At 63.7% G+C, this 14,465-nt stretch carries 13 protein-coding genes and 1 pseudogene; 7 read left to right on the forward strand and 7 right to left on the reverse strand.

Annotation, left to right across the window (positions count from 1 at the left end; all coding sequences use genetic code 11):
• Positions 1–53: 53 nt before the first annotated feature.
• Entirely contained in the window at positions 54–1,556 is a 1,503-nt protein-coding gene (locus GOACH_RS16470) for an MFS transporter (RefSeq protein WP_005177086.1), read from the reverse strand.
• A gap of 137 nt (positions 1,557–1,693) precedes the next feature.
• Between GOACH_RS16470 and GOACH_RS16475 the strand changes: the two genes are divergently transcribed.
• The 5 genes from GOACH_RS16475 to GOACH_RS16495 all read left to right on the forward strand — a co-directional run bounded on the left by GOACH_RS16475 (position 1,694) and on the right by GOACH_RS16495 (position 5,480).
• Complete coding sequence (locus GOACH_RS16475; RefSeq protein ID WP_005177094.1) at positions 1,694–2,296, forward strand: class I SAM-dependent methyltransferase; 603 nt, start codon at positions 1,694–1,696, stop codon at positions 2,294–2,296.
• Positions 2,297–2,320: 24 nt separating this feature from the next.
• Positions 2,321–2,683 (forward strand): ArsR/SmtB family transcription factor, encoded by a 363-nt coding sequence (locus GOACH_RS16480; RefSeq protein WP_005177096.1) that lies wholly within the window; start codon positions 2,321–2,323, stop codon positions 2,681–2,683.
• Complete coding sequence (gene arsB, locus GOACH_RS16485; RefSeq protein WP_005177098.1) at positions 2,680–3,753, forward strand: ACR3 family arsenite efflux transporter; 1,074 nt, start codon at positions 2,680–2,682, stop codon at positions 3,751–3,753. Before GOACH_RS16480 ends, arsB begins: the two co-directional genes overlap by 4 nt.
• Positions 3,754–4,282: 529 nt before the next feature.
• Entirely contained in the window at positions 4,283–4,873 is a 591-nt protein-coding gene (locus GOACH_RS16490) for a hypothetical protein (RefSeq protein WP_174320845.1), read from the forward strand.
• Positions 4,874–4,991: 118 nt separating this feature from the next.
• Positions 4,992–5,480 (forward strand): hypothetical protein, encoded by a 489-nt coding sequence (locus tag GOACH_RS16495; protein WP_005177102.1) that lies wholly within the window; start codon positions 4,992–4,994, stop codon positions 5,478–5,480.
• Between the two features lie 634 nt (positions 5,481–6,114).
• On the opposite strand, the gene GOACH_RS16500 is transcribed toward GOACH_RS16495, so the two are convergent.
• Positions 6,115–7,818, reverse strand: a complete 1,704-nt coding sequence (locus tag GOACH_RS16500; protein WP_040518980.1) for an FUSC family protein — start codon at positions 7,816–7,818, stop codon at positions 6,115–6,117.
• 33 nt (positions 7,819–7,851) lie between these two features.
• Positions 7,852–8,487 (reverse strand): TetR/AcrR family transcriptional regulator, encoded by a 636-nt coding sequence (locus GOACH_RS16505; RefSeq protein ID WP_174320846.1) that lies wholly within the window; start codon positions 8,485–8,487, stop codon positions 7,852–7,854.
• An 843-nt stretch (positions 8,488–9,330) separates the two neighbouring features.
• On the opposite strand from GOACH_RS16505, the pseudogene GOACH_RS23810 reads away from it, so the two are divergent.
• Positions 9,331–10,485, forward strand: a pseudogene (locus GOACH_RS23810) (IS3 family transposase).
• Positions 10,486–10,647: 162 nt separating this feature from the next.
• Here GOACH_RS23810 and GOACH_RS16520 read toward each other — a convergent pair.
• On the reverse strand, positions 10,648–11,631 hold the full coding sequence (locus GOACH_RS16520) for a zinc-dependent alcohol dehydrogenase family protein (RefSeq protein WP_005177120.1): 984 nt from the start codon (positions 11,629–11,631) through the stop codon (positions 10,648–10,650).
• Positions 11,632–11,721: 90 nt separating this feature from the next.
• On the opposite strand from GOACH_RS16520, the gene GOACH_RS16525 reads away from it, so the two are divergent.
• On the forward strand, positions 11,722–12,084 hold the full coding sequence (locus GOACH_RS16525; protein ID WP_005177123.1) for a winged helix-turn-helix transcriptional regulator: 363 nt from the start codon (positions 11,722–11,724) through the stop codon (positions 12,082–12,084).
• 53 nt (positions 12,085–12,137) lie between these two features.
• On the opposite strand, the gene GOACH_RS16530 is transcribed toward GOACH_RS16525, so the two are convergent.
• From GOACH_RS16530 to GOACH_RS16540, 3 genes are all read right to left on the reverse strand, one after another.
• Positions 12,138–13,148, reverse strand: coding sequence for an ornithine cyclodeaminase family protein (locus GOACH_RS16530; protein ID WP_005177124.1), 1,011 nt, complete (start codon positions 13,146–13,148; stop codon positions 12,138–12,140).
• 1 nt (position 13,149) lies between these two features.
• On the reverse strand, positions 13,150–14,067 hold the full coding sequence (locus tag GOACH_RS23140; RefSeq protein WP_005177126.1) for an ABC transporter substrate-binding protein: 918 nt from the start codon (positions 14,065–14,067) through the stop codon (positions 13,150–13,152).
• An 89-nt stretch (positions 14,068–14,156) separates the two neighbouring features.
• The coding region (locus GOACH_RS16540) for an MFS transporter (protein ID WP_005177129.1) at positions 14,157–14,465 on the reverse strand (309 nt) is incomplete at its 5' end.

A 14,465-nucleotide genomic window follows, 5' to 3' on the forward strand; every position in this document is an offset into this window, starting at 1 on the left:
GCAGGTACAGACACGCTGTACCCGCGAAACTCATCGTCGAATCCTCGGTCAGATCAGTGCGCTGGCACGGCGGCGGGAGTACGCGCCCCCGCGGGCCTCATCGTCTGCGCAATGATGCATCCCGCCGCGATGAATCCCATCATCACGAACAACGAAGCGCGGTAACCAATTTCGAGTCCGCTGCCTTCGCCGACCGAGCTGTACACCGTGCCGACAACCGCAGCGCCGAACGCAACGGCGAGAGCTTGAGCTGTGTTGAACACTCCCGACGCCGCACCGGCGAGTCGAACGGGTACATCGTTGAGCACCAGCAGCCCCGCGGAACCGACGATGGCGCCGAAGCCGAGTCCCGCGACGATCAGCGCCACCGCGAACCAGAGTGCGGGATGCGCCGACTGTTCGGCGACGTCCATGAGCAGCATGCCGACGATGAAGACTGCGCCGCCGGCCTGCAACACCCGCTTGCCGAAGCGTTCCGCGAGTACCGTTGCCGCCAGCCCCGCTGACACCGGAACGGCCACCGAGAACGGAATCCACATCAGGCCCGCGTGCAGCACCGACCAGCCCAACGCGAGCTGAACATGCAGCGATTGCACCAGGAAGTAGCCGCCGGTGGGAATCATCAGCGCCGTAAACGCCGCCAAGCCGATCGTGAAGGATCGGGTGGCGAAGAGCGCTGGCGGCACCATGGGTTCGACGCCGCGTCGACTTGTGCGTTGCTGGTTCCATCCGAACGCGCAGAGACCGGCAGCGCCCACGGCGATTATCATGAATCCCCACACCGGCCAGTCATTCTCGGGACCGAGCGTGATCGGGAGCATGATCGCGCCGAGCGAGCCGCCGAGAAGTGCGGCGGACCCGAGTGCGATGGAAGGCGTTGACGCTGGGCGTGATTCGGGGATGAATGCGATCGCGGCACAGATCGCGATCACCGCAAGGGGCACGTTGATCAAGAACACAGGCCTCCAGGCGAGGCCGAACCAGTCGCCGGTGGTGATCACGGCCCCGAGAATCGGCCCCGTCACGGCGGCCAGACCGATGACAGACGTGAACATTCCCATCGCCTTCCCTCGTTCGGCAGGCGGATAGAGCACCTGAATGTTGCTCAGGACCTGCGGGACCATGAGCGCGGCCGCGATGCCCTGGATGAGGCGAAAGGCCACCAGTTCGGCTGGGCCGGGAGCCGAACCGCAGGCCAGCGAGGCCAGACCGAACGCTGCGAGTCCGAGGATGAACATCGCGCGACGACCGAAGCGGTCTCCCAGGCGCGCACCCAGGATCAACCCGACGGCGTAGGTCAACGGATAACCGGCAACGATCCACTGAATGCTGACCGGCGACGCGGCCAGGTCGACCTGCATGGTGCGGAGCGCGACATTCACGACGGTGGCGTCCATCAACTCCATGAACGACGCCGCCAGCAGGCAGATCAGCGCGATCGTGCGAGCCTTTCCGCTGATGGAAGGTTCACCGGCAGTGAAGGATTCGGCGCGGGGCGCGGAGGTGTTCGAGCTGTCGATGGTGACGTCGTCCGAGTCTAAAGATGATGGGGTCATCGGGTGCTCCAGAGGATGTGGGGTGGTCTGACGTCGACGACGCTATGGGGGATAGGGGACAACTCCGGTCCTCGTTCGTGGACGCACAGTTATTCGGGCACATCCGAGAAAGACTGGTGTCGATGTAGCGTCGGGGAATGGGAGCCGACAGGGGAGTGCGCTGGAACCACAACATCCACTACCACCGCCTTGTGCTGGATGCGATACCCGATCACGCCCGCACCGCTCTCGATGTCGGGACCGGCGACGGTCTCCTCGCTGCTGAACTACGTGATCGTCCACTGGGCGTCACCGCGATCGACGTCGACGGCGACGTGCTTGACCGTGCCAGTGCACAGGTCGACGGTGTGCAGTGGGTGCACGGAGACGTGATGACGTATTCCTTTGGCCGCCAATTCGATGCGGTCGTCTCGGTCGCAACCTCCCATCACCTGCCCGACACACGGGCCGCGCTGCGTCGTTTCGCCGAACTGACGGCGCCGGGAGGCGTGGTGGCGATCGTGGGACTGGCCCGTACGACCCGACCATCCGAAGTCGGGATGCACCTGGCCGGCCTTGTCCAGCATCGTTGGCTGTCCTGGCGGCGCGGATACTGGGAGCATTCAGCTCCGACGGTGTGGCCTCCCCGTGATTCGTACCGCGATGTTCGCAGGGTCGCGGACGACGAGTTACCCGGTGCTTGTTGGAGATTGCTCCCGATGTGGCGCTACGCGTTGGTGTGGCGCAAGTTGACTTACTGATTCGACGTTCGCCAATATTGATGAATGTCTAATCAGGAGTCGTCCGCGGCCGCGTGCCGGGGCATGGGCGCCGAAGAGGTGGCGAGGTGGGCCGGCGCACTGAGGGCTCTCGCCGACCCAGTCCGTTTGCGACTGCTCAGCGAGGTATCTCGCTCTCCAGGTGGCGAGGCCTGCGTGTGCGACATCTCCGGGCCCTTCGAGCTGGCACAGCCGACCATTTCGCATCATCTGAAAGTGCTGCGGGAGGCCGGTCTGGTGTACAGCGAGCGACGGGCGACGTGGGTCTACTACCGGATCAACTCCGCACTACTGGAACAACTTTCAGGGGTACTGGGCGCTTTGGCCGAGACGACGGGGGAGCCGCGCGACTGCGGGGTCGTCGAATGAGTAATGCGCAGGAGCGCGTTGCGGGTCGAATGTCGACTCTGGATCGCTTCCTTCCCGTGTGGATAGGCATCGCGATGGTCGTCGGCCTGTTGTTGGGACGTGGCGTGCCCGGCCTCGGTGACGCACTGGCGACCGTTGAGGTCGACGGGATCTCCCTGCCGATCGCTCTCGGGCTCCTCGTCATGATGTATCCGGTACTCGCCAAGGTCCGGTATGACCGGCTCGATTCGGTGACCGGCGATCGCAGGATGTTGGTTGGCTCGCTCGTGCTGAACTGGGTTGTCGGACCGGCATTGATGTTCGCGCTCGCGTGGCTGTTGCTGCCCGACCTCCCGGAGTATCGGACCGGGTTGATCATCGTCGGATTGGCGCGGTGTATCGCGATGGTGGTCATCTGGAATGATCTCGCGTGCGGTGATCGCGAGGCCGCTGCAGTCCTGGTGGCGCTCAATTCGATCTTCCAGGTCATCATGTTCGGCGTGCTCGGTTGGTTCTATCTGTCGGTGCTGCCCGGGTGGCTCGGATTGGAGCAGACCACCATCGACACGTCGGCGTGGCAGATCGCGAAGTCGGTGTTGGTCTTCCTCGGCATCCCGCTGCTCGCGGGATATGCGACGCGACGGCTCGGTGAGCGTGCGAAAGGCCGCGCCTGGTACGAGAGCGTGCTGCTCCCGCGGCTGGGTCCGTGGGCGCTGTACGGGTTGCTGTTCACCATCGTGATGCTGTTCGCGCTGCAGGGTGAACAGATCACGTCTCGACCCTGGGACGTCGTGCGTATTGCGATCCCGTTGCTCATCTACTTCGCCGTCATGTGGGGCGGCGGGTTCGCCCTCGGCGGTGGTCTCGGCCTCGGGTACGCACGTACCACTACGCTGGCATTCACTGCGGCCGGCAACAACTTCGAGCTCGCGATCGCAGTGGCGATCGCCACCTATGGGGTGGCGTCGGGGCAGGCGCTCGCCGGTGTCATCGGACCACTCATCGAAGTGCCGGTGCTCGTCGGCCTTGTGTACGTATCGCTCGCACTGCGTCGTCGATTCACAACGACGGATCAGAGCCTGGCCGCGTGAGAGCGATGAAACGTGCTGAGGAAGGGGCAGGTAGTGCGGAATTCTGCGGCACGACAACGCAATGCGAGCAGCCTTATTGCTGCTGGACGACGCCATTCCGTCGCCGTCAGTGAGGATGGACGCTGCGTTGCGGCGGGTATTCCGCACGCCCCGGAGACTCGCGTCGGCGACTGGACCGAGATAGTGAGCATCTGTGCCGGTTGGCGGAGAACTCTCGGCGTGCGTGCCGACGGTTCTGTCACTGCGGTTGGGCGAACGACCGAGGGCGCGTGTGACGTTGCTGCTTGGCGAGACATCATTGCAGTATCGGCCGGAGACTGGCACTCAATCGGACTTCGCTCCGACGCCTCCGGACGACCACGAACTGACACTGGACGCGGGTTTTGAACCGGTGCGTCAACCCAGAGGTCTGCTGTCGGCTCACGAGCGGCTCCGCGCGGTCCATCGCCAGAATGGCGCACTCGGTCGTCCGGCTAACGCTGCGGCGACAATAGCTGCACGCGAGGTCACAACATGGCACGGTACAAGCATGACTGAACAGATGCCTACGCCGTCCGTGTCCGAGCGGGTAATTCTGGCGATGGACCACGGGCAGTTCGTTCTGCGCGGCGGACTGGGCGACCTGGACAACGAGTTTTCGTTGCTCGAACAGGCGTTGGCGACGCAGCCGAACGCAGGCGACGGATTGACGATGGTGGTGCTGAGCCCGCACCAGAACAATTTCGAGATGCCCATCGACGTCGAAGTGTTCGCGGCCCGTCCACCCGACGACAACGCGGATTGGCAACAGATTTGCGAGGACATACTCCGTATCGGTCCCGAGGGTGTCCTTCAAATCGACTCTTCGACAATGAGTCCCGTCGACGTTCAGGTTCTACCGGGGGAGTACTTGGTGCAGGTTTCCGGTCGCGGCTTTGTGAACTACGGCTGGCCAGGCACCACCACTCCAGACGACGAGTGGCGTATCCGTTTGTTCCCCACCGACGGCACCAGTCCGCGTCCCGCCGTGCGTTGGGACATGCCCGGCTACGGGATTCCGGATGACGTGGAGCAAACACCGGCCGAGTCAGAGTCCTTCCGCCGACGACGAGCCGCAGTGGGTCACGGCTCTGCACGTTGACGGGCCACGAGACATGACCGAGCGCACCGAACTCGACCCACGTGCGGCCCAGCACCGACTCGACTAGTGGGGTGGGCAGCCGATTGAGCAGGTTGCCACCTACAACGGTGGTCAGACGTTGACGAAGTTCGACCGATCGTTCGTCCTAACAATCTTGCATGCCACCCCCGACATCGCGCGTCAGGTCGCCGTGTATGCAGTCACTCGCGCCTGCGAGTTCTCGGGTCTTGCAGATGAACTGTGGATACGTGACGCGCTCGTCGCGCTCGGCGACAATTCCGCTATGCCAGCGCCGTTCGACGACATCTCGCACGTGGGAGACGCTTTCGCGCGCCTGTCGACGCAGGAGGGGGCGTCAGTGAACTCCGCGGTATTCGTGAGGTGCGTCGGCGAAGACCTTGCCGACAACCCGTTCGGAACAAACAATGAACCCCGTTATATGACTATCCCTGCCCTGTACTCAGCTCAAGACCAAGACACCTACAAGGCCGCTATCGAGACGGTGTTCCACGCATCCTGCGCCTATGGATCGCATGCGGGAGAACTTCACGCGGAGATCAGACGAGAACTGGCGGACATGGACCGAACATCACGAGGGCAACCGTAATGCGCCGCTGCAGCTAGCGCCGTCGGTGCCTGCCGAGCATGCGTAGAGCAGTCACCACGCTCACAGGTCCGCGTACGTGGTCAGACTTGGATAGAGACGAGGTGCCTGTACCGATGACGATCGCGAGAGGTCACCAGCGCGGCGCTCGTTTAGCGCGGAGCGCGGTAGCTCAGACTCGTGCCGATCGCCATGTATCTGTCACTCATTCCCACCTAGCCTGTCAAACTCCCACATGTGCTGTCACCCGACAGTTCGGGGAGGAGTCGAGTTCGCACAATCTACGACTCAGCATCGTTTACTTGACATAATGTTTCTTATCGGCACTGCATCGAGAAGGCGGTTCTCGTCAACGGTGTCCGATGTGAACGGTCACCGAGATTGGCGAGTTTTCACCAATTTGGCGAATCTGGGCTCGATTCTGGCGAGGTTTGACAACAGTTCGGCTCTGAGCGGTCGCAGGGCGCCGCGACGCTAATCGCTCTCCGGCTTGCCGTGTTGGCCCCGTCGGGCGTCGGCGGCGTGCCGGGCGACCTCGGCCAGCACGGCGAGCTCCGCCTCGCGACCAACCGCGATACCGGTAAGTGGATCCGTCGACTCAGTATGTCCTCGGTGTCGGTGCCCTGTCTGACAACGCTCATGGCGCGGCAGAAGCCGACGCCGCAGACCGCAGGTCGTGCAGACGCTCCCGCGCCCGTTCGACGGCTTGGTCGGTCGGTGGATCGGCGCCGTCGACCGACAGCGAGATGCGGGTGATCTCGTCCACGATCGCTTCCATTTCGATCGCCAAGGGCAACATCTGGCGGGCGCGTGCCGGAATCGGCGGCGGCTCGGCGAACGCGGCCAGACACGCTGACTTCGCCCCATGCGCTCTCAGGAAGGCGTCGTCACGATGACGGACGAGGGTGGTGCGGTCGCGCGACGGCCCGGCGGCAGCATCATCGAGGTATCGCGTGGCCGCGTCGAGAGCATCGTCGAGGCGGGCCTGTTGCGGGAGGCGCCGGACACCCGGCCAGAGTAGGTATCCGAACACGACGGCAATGACCGCGCCGAGAAAGGTGTCGAGGATCCGAATCGCCGGCGTCACAATGTCCGCGTGGCCCATCGACGAGGCGAGGATCGCCGACACCGTCACCCCAATCACGCTGAGCCCGTACAGCTTGGGCGCGGTCAGCGCGGCGAACGCCAAGCCCAGCGATGCGGCGAGAGCAACCGCGAAGCCGTTGTTCCACAGCAGGAGAACCCCGGCCGCCACCAGCGCCCCGATGATGGTGCCGGCGATCCGGTTCACCGTGCGCACCACGATCGAGGCATACTCCGGTCGCACGATCACCGCAACGGTGAGCGGTAACCAGAATGAATGGCTGGGATCGTGTGCGGCCAGGGTGACCGTGGTTGCCACGCCCAGACACACCGCCATACGGAGAGCGTTCGCGACTGCTGCCCCAGTCAGCGACGGCAACAGCGGTGGGTGCAGATCGCGGTCGACGACCCGCGATGGTTGCGATCCAGGGCTGGACAACGCCTGCGTCATCGCGCGCAAACCGGCTGTCGCCATCCATCTGGCCGAGACCTCGACGGGGTCTCCGGCACGCAGTTGTGTGGCCGCCGTGCGGAGTCCGGCAACGACTTGCGGGGGGACCGGCAGCCCCTCCGCATAGAGGGCCGCCGTGGCGTAAGCGACGTGTTCGGTTCTGGCGTCCCATCCGGCATTGCGTGCCTTCGCAGACGCGGCCGCCATCCGCGATCGCGCCCCATATGCGTCCCGCCGTCCGATCGCCTCGCACAAGTCGGCGGCCGAGTCGTACACCCCGATCATTGCGCGACGGTGCGTCTCATCGCGGGTGAAGGGCCAGTCCGCGACATGCGCCACCCCGACGGCCAGTGCCCCCACCAAGTACCAGAGCGCCTGCGTGATCGGCCCGAGGCTGGACCCGCCGAACTGGCCGTATGCGACACCGATGCTCAGCATCATCCCGAAGGCCGGTCCCGCTGGACCCGCCGCGCCGACAAGGCCGGACACCGCGCCTGCTGCGGCGGCCACCATGACGATCGTCAACGCTCCGCCGCCGATGAATCCCGCCACGACGAGCCCGAGCACCGCGCCGGCGGCTTGCGCGCACAGGCCGGTCACCCGTCCCCGGTACGAATCGCCGACCACGAACGCTACCGAGCAGGCCGCGCCGAGATAGGCCACGCCCAGCCGATCCCAATCCCCTATGCTCCATCCGAGAAGCAGCATCGTCCCACCGGCGAGGAGTGCGCGCACCGCCGACGACACGGCGAACGGGGCAGCTGACGGCCGGAAGGCGGCGGCCACTGCGTTTGTGACCTCCGACATACTCGGCAAGCTAGTTGGTCGGCAGCGGGGCGCTCAGCCCAGCCGCCCATCGACGTACCGCTGGATCGTGGGACCGACCGCGGCGATCACTTCGTCGTCGGTCATGCTCGCGAGTGGCTCGACACCCCAGACGTATCGCGCCACGCCGAGGCCCAGGAGCTGGGAGGCGATCAGACTGGCCCGCCGCCGGGCGTCGTCGGCGTCCGTCCCGATCGTCGCCGGCCCCATCAGCTGGTTCTGGACGAGACCGCGCAACACCGCGCGAGTCTCGGCGTGATGGGCCGCAGTCAGCACCATCGTACGCAGGAAGGCGGAGCTGTCCGGATCGCTCCAGTTGGCCAGCGTGACGGTCACCAGGGCCGTGCCGAGCGCTTCCGCGGGCGTCTGCCACGCCTCGCGGATGCGGTCGAGCATCGCGGGAGGCGCCTGCACACACGCGGCGAGCAATGCCTCTTTACCCCCGTAATAGTGATACACGAGCCCCGGATCGACGTCGGCACCCCGTGCGATCGCCCGGATGCTGGTGCCTTGATACCCGTTCGCGGCGAACTCGTCGCGCGCGACGGCGAGGATGCGTGCGGCCAGCACTCCCCGTTCATCCCGCGGGCCCCGCTTGAAGTCCTCCGAGCGGTCCGCGGAAGCTGCGCGTTCGCTTCCCGATCTTGACATTGTTTCATCATACCGTGAAACTAGTTTCACCGTACCGTGAAACACTGGCGCTCAGTAAGGAGACCCCCATGCGCGTCGCAGGCCTGCCGGTTCGACACTCTCACCTCTTTCTGGAAATCTGTCCGACACACTCATATCTCTGCGGACACTTAGCGATGCGAACTTCTAGGGAGACGTGAGAGTTGCCAGGTCACAAGCCCGGCTTGGTATCACCTATCTCTGAATCGGACAGATGCATTGTTAGTCGTCATCAAGATTGGCGAATTGTCATCGGAGGGGCCTTGATTTTCAACAAACTGGCGAGCTGTGACAAAGTCTGTCACTGCTGGGGCTGCGTGCTATGCACGTGCCGGGTGGGACGGCCGCCGGCAGCTGCCTGTTCCGCACGACGTGCGACGTGGTCAATGGACATTGCTCATCGTGGCTGTTGGGCGTGTCTGTGGGTCCGCCCTGAAACTTGGGCGCCTATACGTCGCTGTGACGAATTTGTCTTTGGTGGGCCCCCTTCCGCGCGTCCGCAATCTTAAACCCGGCGTCACGCCTGCCGAGCATCAACTTGCGCATCAACTGGCGGACACCACGTCGAGGGCACGGCGCTCGCCTCGCCTGGGCTTTGACTCGTCGCTCAGTGCTGACGGCTCGATGTCGGGCGGTGTGTATGGCGGCGCGTGCGGGGGTACCGCCTTGTCCTTGGGCCTTTCGACCATGATGTTGCCTCCATCAGCGTGAACCCATCGGTTCAGTTTCGTAGCTGCTCATCACCCAGGGGTGGGGGGACTGCTGCACCGATAGGGACATCTGATCTGGCTTGCCTGGGAGGGTGGGCCTGGAAGGATGGCTATCGTGCCGAAGCCGTATCCGCAGGAGTTCCGTGATGATGTGGTCCGGGTGGCCCGCGAGCGAGAGTCGGGGGTGACGCTCGCGCAGATCGCGAAGGACTTCAGGATTCATGAGATGACCTTGCAGAAGTGGTTGCGTCGCGCCGATATTGACGAGGGCCGGAAACCGGGAACGACATCCACTGAGTTGCGTGAGCTTCGGAAGCGGAATCGGCTGTTGGAGCAGGAAAACGAAGTCCTGCGCAGGGCTGCTGCGTATCTGTCGCGGGCGAATCTCCCGGGACAAGGCTCTACCCGCTCGTGAAGGAGCTCGCCGCGGACGGGATTGCCGTCGCAGTGTCGTGCCGGGTACTTGAGCTCTCTCGTCCGCCGTACTATCGGTGGCTGACCGAGGCGGTCACCACTTCTGAACGAACCGAGGCCATCCGGGCGAATGCGCTGTTCGATGCTCATCGTGATGACCCGGAGTTCGGTACCGATTCCTCGCCGATGAGGCCGAAGCTGCTGGCCAGAGCATGAGTACGCGGACGGCGTGGCGGATCTGTTCCGCGAACAGTTGGTGGTCGAGGTTCGGAAAGAAACGCGGCCGGAACGGGAAGAAACCCGGCCCGCCGGTGCACGACGACCTCGTCGAACGGGACTTCACCGCCGAATCGACGGACCAGTTGTGGCTCAGCGATATCACCGAGCATTCGACCGACGAGGGCAAGCTCTACCTCTGCGCGATCAAGGACGCCTGCTCGGGCCGGATCGTCGGGTACAGCATCGACTCCCGCATGCACTCACGTCTCGCCGTCAGTGCGTTGAACAGTGCGGTCGCCCGCCGCAGCCACGACGTTGCGGGTTGTATTGTTCACTCCGACAGGGGTTCTCAATTTCGATCCCGCACATTCGTGTCGGCGTGAACCGACACGGCCTCGTCGGATCGATGGGCAGAGTCGGCTCCGCCGGCGACAACGCCGCGATGGAATCGTTCTTCGCATTGCTGCAGCGCAACGTCCTCGACCGGCAGCGATGGAGCACCCGCGAGCAACTCCGAATCGCGATCGTCACCTGGATCGAACGGACCTACCACCGCAGGCGCCGCCAGGCCCGCCTCGGCCGGTTGACGCCGATCGAATACGAGGCGATCATCAACACAGCCGCATCAGCGGCATGACACCGAAACTGTCTCTATCGGTGCAGCAGTCCCCATCGGCTGCGATCAATATGTCACTGTGACGATTCCTCACGTCCGAGCCATCGCACTGAACCCTATGGTTGGCAACCTTGTCGGTTCAGTGCAACCCAGACCGCCGACTGATGACCGTCTTCTGCGTGGTCAGGTGGTGACGACGATCTTCTTGCCTTCGTGTCGGCCGGCTTCGAAGCGGCGGTGCGCCTCGACGATGTCGTCTAGACCGAACACGGTGTCGATGACAGGTCGGAAGCCGCCCTGCTGGACGCTTGCGTCGAGGAAGGTGGACATGCGTCCCGTCACCGCCGGATCGAGAAGGTAGTCGAAGCCGCGATAGTTGACGATGGTGACCGATACGTCATCTGGTTCGGGTGTCGGCCGCCGGTCGAGGAACCCGACAGCAATCAGGCGTCCTCCTGGACGCGTTGCTTTCAGGAGAGCCTGCTGGCCTGGCCCCCGAACCACGTCGAGGGTGATGTCTGCACCCGTGCCGTCGGTGAGACGCTGCACCGCGGCAGGCACGTTCTCGCGGTCAGTAGCGACCACAGCGGCTGCGCCCGCCTCAAGCAGATCGTCGGTTTTCGTCACGTCCCGAGTGATGGCGATCGGTACCGCGCCTAGTCGAGACGCGACCTGAATTGCCGCTCGCCCAACGCTTCCCGACGCTCCGGCGATGAGCACGCGGTCATTCGGCTGCATGTTCGCTGCCTCGACGAGAGCTCCGTATGCGGTGGAGTAGCCCACCCAGATCGCCGCGGCCTCGACGACGTCGAGTTCCGCGGGTCGGGCAACCACCCAACTCGCCGGAATAGTGGTGAAGTCGGCGTAGCTGCCGCGGACTATCGAGTCCGGGATCGCAGTGATGATGACCGGGTCGCCGACCCTGAACCCGGACACTTCCCGGCCGGTCGCGTCGATGACACCGGTGCCCTCGATGCCGAGGCGTGCGTGCGGGAGGGGAACCGGTGCTGGTGATGAACCCGACCGCATCATCGCGTCCAGCGGATTGATCGCGAACGCCTCGATCCGCACGCGAACCTCGTCGGCTGTGGGCTCGGGGACGGGGGTATGTACGTGGTGCAATACCTCCGGCCCACCGAATTGATCGAATTCGACTACTCGTGGCATGACTGACTCCTTGCGAATACCGGTTCTGACTGTTGAGCATCCAGTCATCACGCTAGGAGTCGAACGGTTACCTGGAGGTACCTTGGATTCGTGCAGACCACGCCCGGCCACGCGTTCCTCTCGGACTGTCCGACCCGTCTGGCGATCGAGGTGATCTCCAGCAAGTGGGCTGTGCTCGTGCTGTTCGGACTCAGCAAAGAACCTCGGAGACACGGCGAACTTGCCGACCTCATCGGCGGTATCTCACGCAAGGTGCTTACTCAAACTCTGCGTCGGCTCCAGGAGTTTGGTCTCGTCCAGCGCAGTGTCGACGGTGCACGGCAAGTGGAGTACAGCCTCACCGACCTGGGGAAGACCCTCATAGATCCCATCGAGGTACTCACCAGCTGGGCGCAAGATCACGGCGAAGAGATCCTGAAGTTCCAAGCGGGTACTACGGATGACGGCCGTTAGACACGCTTAGTCGCCTAGCTCGGTCCGGACCGCACCCACGAGAAGGCGCTGCATCATGACGGTAACCAGCAATCACGCCGAAGATGGCCACATTCCACTGGCGCCCGCCAGCCTGAAGCCGCGATTCCGTCCAGGATGGTGGCTACGGCCGCCAGGTCCTGCAGAGCGAGCCCGGTGGAATTGAACAGGGTGATGTCGGAATCGGCGCGTCGGCCTGCGACGGTTCCGCTCACGATATCGCCGAGCTCTGCGACGATATGGTCGCCGGTGATGGCAGCTTCTGCGAGCGGAATGCACACGTCGCCGGACTTGGTGACGGCGGTGTCGTAGCTGTCGACAATGAGCCGAGATCGTCGGATGGAGATGGTGTCGACTTCACGATGGTCGGCTCTGGGGGCAGCGCCGACCACGTTGAGATGTGTTCCGGGAGCTATCCAGTCGCCATTGACGATGGGATCTTCAGACGGGGTCAGTGTGCATACGATGTCCGCCTGCGTGATGGTGTCGCGTGGCGTGGCCGCTCGGGCGATGGGTATTCCGAGCGCATCGGTACCTGTGCGAAATGCTTCGAAGGTCTCCGTCGACCGGGTCCATACGATGATGCTGCGGACTTCGGTCACTTCGGCGAGCGCGTACGCGTGCTCAATCGCCAGGTTTCCCGCCCCGACGAGCCCTAGAATCGACGGCCGCTGTCGGGCAAGGTATTTCGTGGCCACCGCGCTGGCAGCTGCGGTTCTGACGGCAGTGATGGCATGGCCGTCGAGCATCGCGATGCATTCTCCTGTACGCGCGGAGAAGGCGGTGATCGTTGATCGCTGCCGCGGCAGCGATCGTGCGGGATTGGCGGGCAGATCCGACAACATCTTGACCAGTGTGATATCCGGGCCGGCGTCGTACGCGATCATCGGCAATGCGACGCCGTCCTCGGGCAAAGTCAATGCGGGCGGCGCGGGACTATTCGCCGAGCCCGTCGAGAGTGCGGCATGCGCACGCTCGACGGCCTCGATGATTGACGACCGGTTGATGAATGGGCGGATGTCGGCGTCGGAGAGGACAAGAGGCATGTCACCGATGACTTTGGCTGAGTTCGAGGTGCGCGGTGATGCTCGGCGTCACGATCTGGTCGAATGTCGGTGCGGTGGACACCATGCGCTCAGCTGCGAGCACTTCCATCCACCGGCGAGTGCCCTCGGGATCGATCCGGACGCTGTCCCACGTCCCCGACTCTTGAATCGCAACGCACGCGGCGCTGAGCGTCGACGGGTCGGCGGTGGGCCAGTGCTGTGTCAGCAGTGGTTGAAGACCGGCAACCGGTGTGGCGCAAACCTCCCGCATCGCGTAATCGAGCGCGGTGACGAAACCGGTGAGCCTGTCGCGAAGCTCGTCCACACGGTCTCGATGGCAGTAGTAAACACTGTTCGGGCCGACTCCGACCGCGCTGGTGTAGTCGACGGCGATCACGCCGGTCCCCCGATCGACCATGGATTGAGCGGTGAGAGTGTCGAGCACTATCGCGTCTCCGAGTCCTGATTCGAACAATTCGACATACATCGGGGTCGAAAGATCCCGCAGAAAAGCGACGGATGAGGGATCAACCCCATGATCGCGCAGGAGTCCTGCGGTCACTGCATACGGTGCACTCCCCCCAATACCCGGAGCGAGGACCGTGCCATCGACAAGGCTTGACCAGGTGAAGGTGGCAGCGTTGTCCCTGACGACCAGTGCCTTGGGGAAGCGGTCATTGACCTGCGCGAAAGCGACGAGATCTCGTTGTGAACCGGCGTACATTGCCGGGACCCACAGCCCGCCGAGCGCGACGTCGGCGACACCGCTGTCGAGATCGTCCAGGACCCCCGTCCAGGGGTCACATGCTCTGGAGATGACGGTGAGGTCGTGCGCAGCGAATAGCCCGACGTGGTCTGCGTGGTATTGAGGCAGGTAGTTGAGAGCGTGCGCGGTTGCCGAAATGGATAGTTGTTTCATGTGTTTTCAAGTCCTTTGTCGGTAAAATGTAGTCGGGATTCGAGAAGGCGTCGTGCGTCGTCGGCGTATCTTGTTGTTTCGTGTGTTCCCTACGTGTTGGCCGGCGCGGAGGGGCTATCGGCGACCTCCTCCAAAGACTTGCCGAACGTTTCCGGGCCGAAACGAGCGGCGATCACCAGCAACCCGTACATGACCGCGATCATGAAGAAGACTCCGGCTACGCCCGATTGGTTGAAGAAGAACAGTGCTGCAAACGGCATTACCGCTCCGGCAACATTGCCGATTCCGTTCACAACGGAGGCGCCCATGGCACGGATTGAGGTCGGAAACAACTCGGGCGACCAGACCGACAGCAGCGTGTTGAGCATCATGGTGAAGAACTGGAAGATAGCGGGGGG

It is taken from the genome of Gordonia aichiensis NBRC 108223 (assembly GCF_000332975.1).
Classification (GTDB): domain Bacteria; phylum Actinomycetota; class Actinomycetes; order Mycobacteriales; family Mycobacteriaceae; genus Gordonia; species Gordonia aichiensis.

Coding starts and splice junctions, on each gene's coding strand:
- GOACH_RS16470 (WP_005177086.1), bottom strand. CDS start 1,556: ATGACCCCATCATCTTTAGACTCGGACGACGTCACCATCGACAGCTCG.
- GOACH_RS16475 (WP_005177094.1), top strand. CDS start 1,694: ATGGGAGCCGACAGGGGAGTGCGCTGGAACCACAACATCCACTACCAC.
- GOACH_RS16480 (WP_005177096.1), top strand. CDS start 2,321: ATGTCTAATCAGGAGTCGTCCGCGGCCGCGTGCCGGGGCATGGGCGCC.
- arsB (WP_005177098.1), top strand. CDS start 2,680: ATGAGTAATGCGCAGGAGCGCGTTGCGGGTCGAATGTCGACTCTGGAT.
- GOACH_RS16490 (WP_174320845.1), top strand. CDS start 4,283: ATGACTGAACAGATGCCTACGCCGTCCGTGTCCGAGCGGGTAATTCTG.
- GOACH_RS16500 (WP_040518980.1), bottom strand. CDS start 7,818: ATGTCGGAGGTCACAAACGCAGTGGCCGCCGCCTTCCGGCCGTCAGCT.
- GOACH_RS16505 (WP_174320846.1), bottom strand. CDS start 8,487: ATGTCAAGATCGGGAAGCGAACGCGCAGCTTCCGCGGACCGCTCGGAG.
- GOACH_RS16520 (WP_005177120.1), bottom strand. CDS start 11,631: ATGCCACGAGTAGTCGAATTCGATCAATTCGGTGGGCCGGAGGTATTG.
- GOACH_RS16530 (WP_005177124.1), bottom strand. CDS start 13,148: ATGCCTCTTGTCCTCTCCGACGCCGACATCCGCCCATTCATCAACCGG.
- GOACH_RS23140 (WP_005177126.1), bottom strand. CDS start 14,067: ATGAAACAACTATCCATTTCGGCAACCGCGCACGCTCTCAACTACCTG.